Here is an 8,386-nt window from a genome sequence, read left to right as displayed (position 1 = left end):
GTTTTGAGGTGGCAGATAGAGCTGACATGGTTTGAAGAGATTTTCGAAGAGTATTAAGCCAAATAAAAAATTCCAAAGCAAATGCCTTGGAACTCCGATTTCTATTTTGCTTGAATGATTTTAACAACATCTCCTACACTTTGGAGTTGGTCAATTTCTTCGTCGCTGATTTCGATATTAAATTCATCTTCCAGTGTCAAGATAAACTCCATCAAGTCAACTGAGTCAGCATCCAAATCGTCTTTCAGACTCAAGGATTCTGTCACGACAAAGTCCTCTCCCTGTCGCTCTTGGATAATGGTTACAATACGGTCAAAAATTTCTTTTTCTGTCATCTCTTTTATTCTCCTGAAAATTCACGCGCAGTCTGGGCAACTACGTCTGTTTCTAGCATGGTACGAATCTGGCGAATCGTACTATAAACAGCCTTGGCATCGCTTGAGCCATGAGTCTTGACAACAGGTGCCTTGACACCAAACAAGACCGCTCCACCAACATCTGAGTAGTTGAGCTGTTTTTTCAAACCTCTGAGGCTATCCTTGAGAAGGAGTGCGCCTAGTTTCGCTCGAAGACCACCACCTGTAATAGCTGTCTTGAGCAATCCCATGATTCCCATGGCTGTCCCTTCGATGGATTTGAGCACAGCGTTTCCCGTGAAACCATCTGCCACGACAACATCCGCAACGCCATTCATCAAATCACGTGCTTCCACGTTTCCGATAAAGTTCAAACTTTCATCAGCTGCTAGTAATTCGTAAGTTTCCTTACGAAGCGGGTCACCCTTGCTACTCTCTGTTCCATTGTTAAGTAAGCCAACACGTGGTTGCGCAATGCCACGGACATTTTTAGCATAGAAAGAACCTAGAACCGCATATTGATGGAGGTGCTGGGCTGTATTTTCTGCATTGGCACCGAGGTCCAGCATGTCAAACCCCTTCCCATCTACAGTCGGCAAAGTCGACATAAGTCCAGGACGATCGATGTTCTTGATACGACCCACGATGAAGAATCCTGCCGCCAACAAGGCACCTGTATTCCCAGCCGAGAGAACAGCGTCTGCTTCTCCTTCTTTGACAGCCTTGGCCGCCAATACCATACTGGCATTTTTCTTCTTCCGAATAGCTCTCGTAGGTTCATCGTCTGAATCAATCTTTTCATCCGTATGGATAATGCTGACGCGCTCTGTCGCTGTCAGATATTGCTTGATTTTAGCTTCATCTCCGTAGAGTTGAACCTCAATATCTGAAAAGTCAGCTAGGGCTTGATTGACACCCTCAACGATGGCTTGAGGTGCGTAATCGCCCCCCATGGCATCTACTGCGATTTTTTTCATTTCTTTTCCTCTTTTAGTAATTGTCCCCAGTCTGCTAGGGAATCAATAAATTTCTTTGATTTTAGGTGAATCCCAACGTACTCTTCGTAGAGCTGATCCATAAACTGGCGTAAGTCTTGCTTGATATCGGGCTTGAGCGAAATGGTCTCCAAGGTCTCAAAATCAATGGCTTGAAATTGATTGAGCAGATAAGGGATATTGGGATTGAGATGGCAACGTCTCTCATCCTCATGATAATGCTCTGAACAGAGGCAGGCTCCATATTTGAAAGAAAAGTCAAAAGCCTGACCGACCCGATGGCAAAAGACACACTCATTAAAATTAAGGCTGATCCCAAATCGAGTCAAAATTTGAATTTCAAAAATATTGGTCAAAACCTGATAATCCAAGCCTGCTTCCATCAACTCCAAAGTCTTTTGCAAAAAAGCAAACAAGGGAGCATCCTGCTGATTGTCCTGCAAACTAGCATCTGCAAGAGCTGCCACATAGGTCGCATAGGCCATGACAAAGAGGTCACTATTAATCTTGGGAAAAGTCATGACCTCATGATAGTCTTCGATGTAACTGAGTCCGTCATCATTGATTCGCAAGAGAAATCGTGCCAGCACCAAGGGCTGAATAACAGGCGCCAGCTTAGACTGACCAGCGTGTTTGACAAAAAACATGCGTTTGCCAACCTGCTCTGTAAAAATCTTGACGAGCTTGTCATCCTCACGAAAATTGCGATTATAGAGCACCAAGCCTTGACTCGTGATAGACTGAATCATGCTTCTCTCATATACTCCTCAAGTCGTTTCATGGCTTCTTTGATAGTCTCCATGCTGGCTGCATAAGACAGGCGAACATAACCTTCTCCATAACACCCAAAGGCAGCACCAGGGATAAAGGCAACAGCCTTCTTCTGAGCAAAATCCTTTAGAAAGGCAAAGGAGTCTTGGTTGTAACCAGCTGGAATCTTAGCAAAGATATAGAAGGCACCGTCTGGTTTGATAATCTCAAAACCAAGAGCAGTCATTTTCTCGATAATATAATCACGACGCTGGATATATTCCTTCTTCATAGGCTCCGCATCGTTTTTACCAGCCGTCAAGGCCTCCACCGCAGCGTGTTGCGCCATGGTATTTGCGGCAGTCACCAAGTACTGGTGACTCTTGATTAACTGAGCTGTGAAGGCCGCAGGAGCGAAAATTAGTCCCAAACGCCAACCGGTCATAGCATGCGATTTAGATAGACCATTGATAATGATAGCCTGGTCTCTCAACATCGTTCCTAGAGATACATGGGCTTCGCCTGTATAGGTCAATTCTGAGTAAACCTCATCACAGACAACGAAAATTTCGTACTTGCGTAAAACGTCTGCCAAGGCCTCCAACTGCTCCCGACTATAGGTAATTCCTGTCGGATTAGCTGGATAGTTGAGAATAACCGCCTTGAGCTTGTCTCCCTGCTCCAAAATGGCCTTTTCCAACATCTCAGGAGTCAAGACAAAACCATTTTCAGTTGTGTCAATCTCGACAATCTCTGCCCCAACTAGATTGACAATCGGTTCATAACCTGGATAGGCAGGAGCTGGCAAGAGCACCTTGTCTCCCTCTTCCAAAATAGCTGTCAAAGTCGCAGATAAAGCCTCTGTCGCCCCAATTGTAACCAGGATTTCATTTTCAGGAGCATAGTCCAGTTGGTACTTTTCCTTAACAAAGTCACTGGCTGCCTGACGTAGAGTCAGCAGACCACTCATCCCTGTATAGTAGGATTGGTTCTGGTCAATCGCTCGCTTGGCCGCCTCCTTGACATGATCTGGCGTTGTAAAATCAGGTTCCCCCAAGGTCAAACGCAAGACCCCAGGAATCTCCGAAATAGCCTGGTCAAACTGACGAATCAACGAAACTTGAATCTTATCTAACTGTTTATTAAAGCGCTTAGTTAAGTCCATAGATACCTCCTACTGTAAAAACGTATCTCTATTATACTACAAAAGCCCCCCGACCGCAAAAATACATAATAGAATAACTTTCCACTTTCTACTTTACTTTTCCTGTTTTTATGTCTATAATGGTAAAAGATTTTATTTGGAGGTTTTTATGTCATTTCTATCAAAAAATGGAGCAGGTATCTTGGCCTGCCTTCTCATTTCTATCGTATCTTGGTACTTAGGAGGATTCTTCCCTGTCATTGGCGCGCCCGTTTTTGCCATTTTCATGGGAATGCTCCTACATCCCTTTCTCTCGTCTTATAAACAACTGGATGCGGGATTGACCTTTAGTTCTAAAAAATTGCTCCAGTATGCCGTTGTCTTGCTTGGTTTTGGTCTCAATATCTCGCAAGTCTTCGCAGTTGGGCAATCTTCGCTCCCTGTCATCCTATCCACCATTTCAATAGCTCTGATTATTGCCTACTTCTTCCAGCGCTTCTTTGCCCTGGATACAAAACTGGCTACCTTGGTTGGAGTAGGTTCTTCAATCTGTGGTGGTTCTGCCATTGCTGCGACAGCGCCCGTTATTGATGCTAAGGAAAAGGAAGTAGCCCAATCCATTTCCGTTATCTTTTTCTTCAATGTCTTGGCTGCGCTCATCTTTCCAACCCTCGGCACCTGGCTTCATCTATCCAATGAAGGCTTCGCCCTCTTTGCAGGGACTGCGGTCAACGACACTTCCTCTGTAACGGCTGCCGCCAGCGCTTGGGACAGTCTTTACCAAAGCAATACCCTCGAGTCTGCAACCATTGTTAAACTCACACGTACTTTGGCCATTATCCCTATCACGCTCTTTCTATCCTACTGGCAAAGTCGCCAACAAGAAAACAAGCAAAGCCTACAACTGAAAAAAGTCTTCCCACTTTTTATCCTTTACTTTATCCTTGCCTCTCTCCTCACTACACTACTCACCTCTCTAGGTGTATCCAGTAGTTTCTTTACCCCTCTCAAAGAACTCTCTAAATTCCTTATTGTCATGGCCATGAGTGCTATCGGTCTCAAAACCAATCTGGTCGCTATGGTCAAATCCAGTGGAAAATCCATTGTTCTCGGAGCCATCTGCTGGATTGCCATCATCCTCACCACTCTTGGTATGCAGACCCTTATCGGCATTTTCTAATACTCTTCGAAAATCTCTTCAAACCACGTCAACGTCGCCTTGCTGTATATATGTTACTGACTTNNCGGTGTTTTGAGCAGTCTGCGGCTAGTTTCCTAGTTTCCTCTTTGATTTTCATTGAGTATAACACAAAAGGTAGCCCATCAGCTACCTTTTTCTTATGCTTCCTTAATCAAGCGAGTATGTTCTCTCTTGATGCAGCGATTCATCACGATGTCATCGCATCCACCAGCACGCAAGATCTCTTCCGCTTCTAGATTTTCAAGTCCTAGCTGTGCCCAAAAAATCTTGGCATCAGCTTTGAGAAAATCACGCGCCACATCAGGCAAAAACTCACTGCGACGGTAAACATTGACAATATCTACAGGAAAAGGAATCTCAGCAAGGCTAGCATAAGCCTTTTCACCCAATATTTCGCCACCTGCCGCCTTGGGATTGACTGGGATAATTTTATAACCCCGAGCCTGCATTTCCTTGGTCACTCGATTGCTGGTTGTTTCCTCACGGTCTGACAAACCCACAACAGCAAGGGTTTTACTCGTTGCGAGATACTGACGAATCACGCCATCACTTGGATTGATAAATTCTTGACTCATAAAAATCCTCCTCTTTCATCAGTATAGCACAATTTGAAAAGGCTTGCAGAATTCTACTACAAAAAGGAGGACTAGCCCCCTTTTTATTTAGCCTCGTACCAGGTTGCCCCTTCATTTTCATCTACGATGAGGGGAACACTGAGTTGAATGGCTTCTTCCATGGTTTGTTTGACCAATTTTTTCATCTCTACCAATTCAGATTTAGGAACTTCAAGGACGATTTCATCGTGCACTTGCAGAAGCATCTTAGTCTGATAACCACCCTCAACTAGAGCCTTGTCTAGCTGAATCATGGCAATCTTGAGAATATCTGCTGCTGAACCCTGGATAGGTGAGTTGATAGCTGTCCGCTCCGCAAAACCACGAATGTTGAAGTTACGCGAATTGATATCTGGCAACTCACGACGACGCTTGAAAAGGGTCTCCACATAGCCCTTATCACGCGCCTCACGCACCACTTCATCCATGTAATTTTTAATACCTGGGAAGCGTTCAAAGTAGGTATCAATATAGGCTTTGGCTTCCTTACGGCTAATGCCTAAATTATTAGACAAACCAAAGTCTGAAATACCATAAACCACTCCAAAGTTAACCGCCTTGGCATTGCGACGATCGTTTGCAGTCACATCCTCAGGACGCTCAATGCCAAAGACCCGCATGGCTGTCGAAGTATGGATATCTGCCCCCTCTTGGAAGGCCTTAATCAAGTGCTCATCCTTAGAAATATGCGCCAAAACGCGCAATTCAATTTGTGAATAGTCCGAGCTGAGCAATACACTATCCTCCCACTCTGGCACAAAGGCCTTCCGAATCAAGCGCCCTTGTTCCAAACGCACAGGAATGTTTTGCAGGTTTGGATCTACACTAGACAGACGACCTGTTTGGGTCAAATCCTGCACATAACGAGTATGAATCTTGCTATCATCCAAAATCCAGTCCTGCAAGCCAATTACATAAGTCGATTGAATCTTAGCAATTTGACGGTAGTCTAGGATTTTCTTAACAATCGGAGCAATAGGAGCCAAGCGTTCCAAGACATCCACCGCTGTCGAATAACCTGTCTTGGTTTTTTTAGTGTATTCTAAAGGAAGTCCCAATTTTTCAAAGAGAAGCACGCCCAACTGCTTAGGCGAGTTGATATTAAACTCCTCACCAGCCAACTCGTAAATCTCTTGAGTCAGTTTTTCAATGACAAGCTCATTTTCAGCCTGCATCTCAAGCAAGGTCTCTTTCTTGACCGTAATCCCAGCAATTTCCATCTTGGCAAGGACAAAAGCCAGAGGTTGCTCCATATCATAAAGAAGCTCTAATTGCCCATTTTCGCTGAGTTTTTCAAGTAAAATAGGCTCTGTTTCTACCAAAACAGCAAGTTTACAAGCTAAGTGTTCCAAGAATTTCTCACGTTCAGGAATGGCCTTTTTAACACCCTTACCGTAGAAAGTTTCATCATCAACCAAGTAAGTCTGACCATAAAGACTAGCGATGGTCGCAATTTCATTGTCCTCCACAGTCGAAAGGAGGTATTTAGCCAAACGGATGTCAAAAGCAGGCGCCTGCAAATCCACACCAAAACGTTGCAAAAGAACTTTAACCTTCTTAAAGTCATAAACTCTCAGAGATGTTTTTTCTAAGAAATCCTTGAAAATCGGGTCTTGCAACAGCTCAAGCTTGTCTGTGGCATAGAGCTTATCCCCACAAGACCAGGCAAATCCAACCAAATTATCCGTATGGTAATTCTCACCAAAAAGCTCAAAGTGGAAGATAGACTCTTCACTCAGCATATCTTGACTGATTTGGTCAACAATAGTAAAATCCAAACTCTCAGACACATCAGCTGACGACACATTTAAAGCCTGCTTTAGCTGTTTGAAGCCCATCTCATCGTAGAATTTCCCAAGATTTTCAACATCTGGACCACTATAGACCAAGTCCTCTAAACCAATCGCAATCGGTGCCTTGGTATCAATGGTCGCTAGTGTTTTAGACAAAAAGGCCTGTTCCTTGTCATTGATGAGATTTTCCTTCATCTTAGAAGTCTTCATTCCATCAATATTTTCATAAATCCCCTCAAGCGAACCATGCTCCAGCAAGAGCTTAATACCCGTCTTTTCACCGACTTTGGTCACCCCAGGGATATTATCCGACTTATCACCCATGAGCGCCTTGAGATCGATAAACTGAGCTGGTGTGAGGCCCATTTCTTCCATGAGGTAATCTGGCGTAAAGGCCTCAAACTCAGCCACACCTTTCTTGGAAATCTCAACCACCGTATGCTCATCCGTCAGCTGAATCAAGTCCTTGTCCCCACTGACAATGGTAATATCAAAACCATCCTGCTCAGCTAGCTTATCCAGCGTCCCAATGATGTCATCCGCCTCATACTGAGCCAGCTCATAGTGACGAATCCCCATATGATCCAGCAACTCACGAATGAAAGGAAATTGCTCACGAAACTCATCAGGAGTCTTAGCCCGACCACCCTTATAGTCCGCATACATCTCTGTCCGGAAGGTCGTCTTTCCCGCATCAAAAGCCACCAAAATATGACTAGGCTCCACCCGCTCCAACAAATGGCTCAACATCAACTGGAAACCATAAATGGCATTGGTATGCAAACCAGCCGCATTCTTAAAACGGTCCAACTGCTGATAGAGTGCAAAAAACGCCCGAAAAGCAACAGAAGACCCATCAATCAATAATAATTTTTTCTTATCCATACACCCATTATAAAGGAAAGAATCAAAAAATACCATTGGGAAGAGCTAGAGCAAGTATTTTTCAAACTTTTTCCCGAATAAATAGATAGAAGCATTGAAACTAGTAAACTTAGATTTAAAAATGTGCTATAATGAAAGACAAACTATAAAAAAAGTCAATAGTTTATCTAAAATATTTCTTATTTCAATTTGATGATTTAGCGATGATTTTAGAGCACGGCAAAAATCCCTTGAAAAAGTCCATTTTTTTCAAAGGTAATCTTGTGTTAATTTCAGAAATTACATCACTTTTTGTTCGTCAAATGGTAGCTCTTTTTTAGGAGATAAAACATGGTTCGGATAAGTTTTTTTGCAAGGTGGATGATGGCTACATTGTAATGTTTTCCTTGTTCTAACTTAGTCTTAAACTAGGCCTTAAAAGCAGGTGAAAAGCGATTGCATGCTTTGCCAGCTGATGAACGACTACAGAAACGTCAAGAAGAGCTCCAACCCCTAATGGAAGACTTCTTTGCTTGGTGTCGGCGTCAGTCAGTTTTACCTGGTTCAAAACTAGGAAGGGCAATTGAATACAGTCTCAAGTATGAAGAAACCTTTAAGGCCATGTTGAAAGACGGGCATCTGGTCCTTTCCAGTCATAACCACCCGTGA

7 protein-coding genes and 1 pseudogene are annotated in these 8,386 nt (G+C 43.6%); 2 read left to right on the top strand and 6 right to left on the bottom strand.

The genetic code is table 11. The features are described 5' to 3' along the window. Positions 1 to 101: 101 nt before the first annotated feature. From HT688_RS11145 to HT688_RS11130, 4 genes are read right to left on the bottom strand one after another with little or no spacing between them, the layout of a single operon-like run. The gene (locus tag HT688_RS11145) at positions 102 to 335 is read right to left on the bottom strand and encodes an acyl carrier protein (protein ID WP_000136445.1); all 234 of its coding nucleotides are present in this window, start codon (positions 333 to 335) and stop codon (positions 102 to 104) included. Between the two features lie 5 nt (positions 336 to 340). After that, entirely contained in the window at positions 341 to 1,333 is a 993-nt protein-coding gene (gene plsX, locus HT688_RS11140; protein WP_023932889.1) for a phosphate acyltransferase PlsX, read from the bottom strand. After that, the gene (recO, locus tag HT688_RS11135) at positions 1,330 to 2,100 is read right to left on the bottom strand and encodes a DNA repair protein RecO (protein ID WP_023932887.1); all 771 of its coding nucleotides are present in this window, start codon (positions 2,098 to 2,100) and stop codon (positions 1,330 to 1,332) included. Before recO ends, plsX begins: the two co-directional genes overlap by 4 nt. Beyond that, on the bottom strand, positions 2,097 to 3,266 hold the full coding sequence (locus tag HT688_RS11130) for a pyridoxal phosphate-dependent aminotransferase (protein ID WP_000366350.1): 1,170 nt from the start codon (positions 3,264 to 3,266) through the stop codon (positions 2,097 to 2,099). The genes recO and HT688_RS11130 overlap by 4 nt, the downstream gene beginning before the upstream one ends. A 148-nt stretch (positions 3,267 to 3,414) precedes the next feature. Here HT688_RS11130 and HT688_RS11125 point away from each other — a divergent pair, with 148 nt between their 5' ends. Continuing rightward, entirely contained in the window at positions 3,415 to 4,425 is a 1,011-nt protein-coding gene (locus HT688_RS11125) for a YeiH family protein (protein ID WP_054392675.1), read from the top strand. A gap of 158 nt (positions 4,426 to 4,583) precedes the next feature. Here the strand turns inward: HT688_RS11125 and HT688_RS11120 are convergent, their stop codons facing one another. Beyond that, entirely contained in the window at positions 4,584 to 5,021 is a 438-nt protein-coding gene (locus HT688_RS11120; protein ID WP_050971606.1) for a CoA-binding protein, read from the bottom strand. Positions 5,022 to 5,104: 83 nt separating this feature from the next. Continuing rightward, the gene (polA, locus tag HT688_RS11115) at positions 5,105 to 7,738 is read right to left on the bottom strand and encodes a DNA polymerase I (RefSeq protein WP_101498059.1); all 2,634 of its coding nucleotides are present in this window, start codon (positions 7,736 to 7,738) and stop codon (positions 5,105 to 5,107) included. Between the two features lie 441 nt (positions 7,739 to 8,179). Between polA and HT688_RS11110 the strand changes: the two are divergent. After that, positions 8,180 to 8,374, top strand: a pseudogene (locus tag HT688_RS11110) (IS66 family transposase); the annotation flags it as partial. Positions 8,375 to 8,386 lie beyond the last annotated feature (12 nt).

The sequence above is a fragment of the Streptococcus sp. 1559 genome (assembly GCF_013276735.1).
GTDB classification, from domain to species: Bacteria; Bacillota; Bacilli; order Lactobacillales; family Streptococcaceae; genus Streptococcus; species Streptococcus pseudopneumoniae.
The sequence above is the reverse complement of the archived record's forward strand: the minus strand, read 5'-3'. Positions and strand labels throughout refer to the sequence as shown.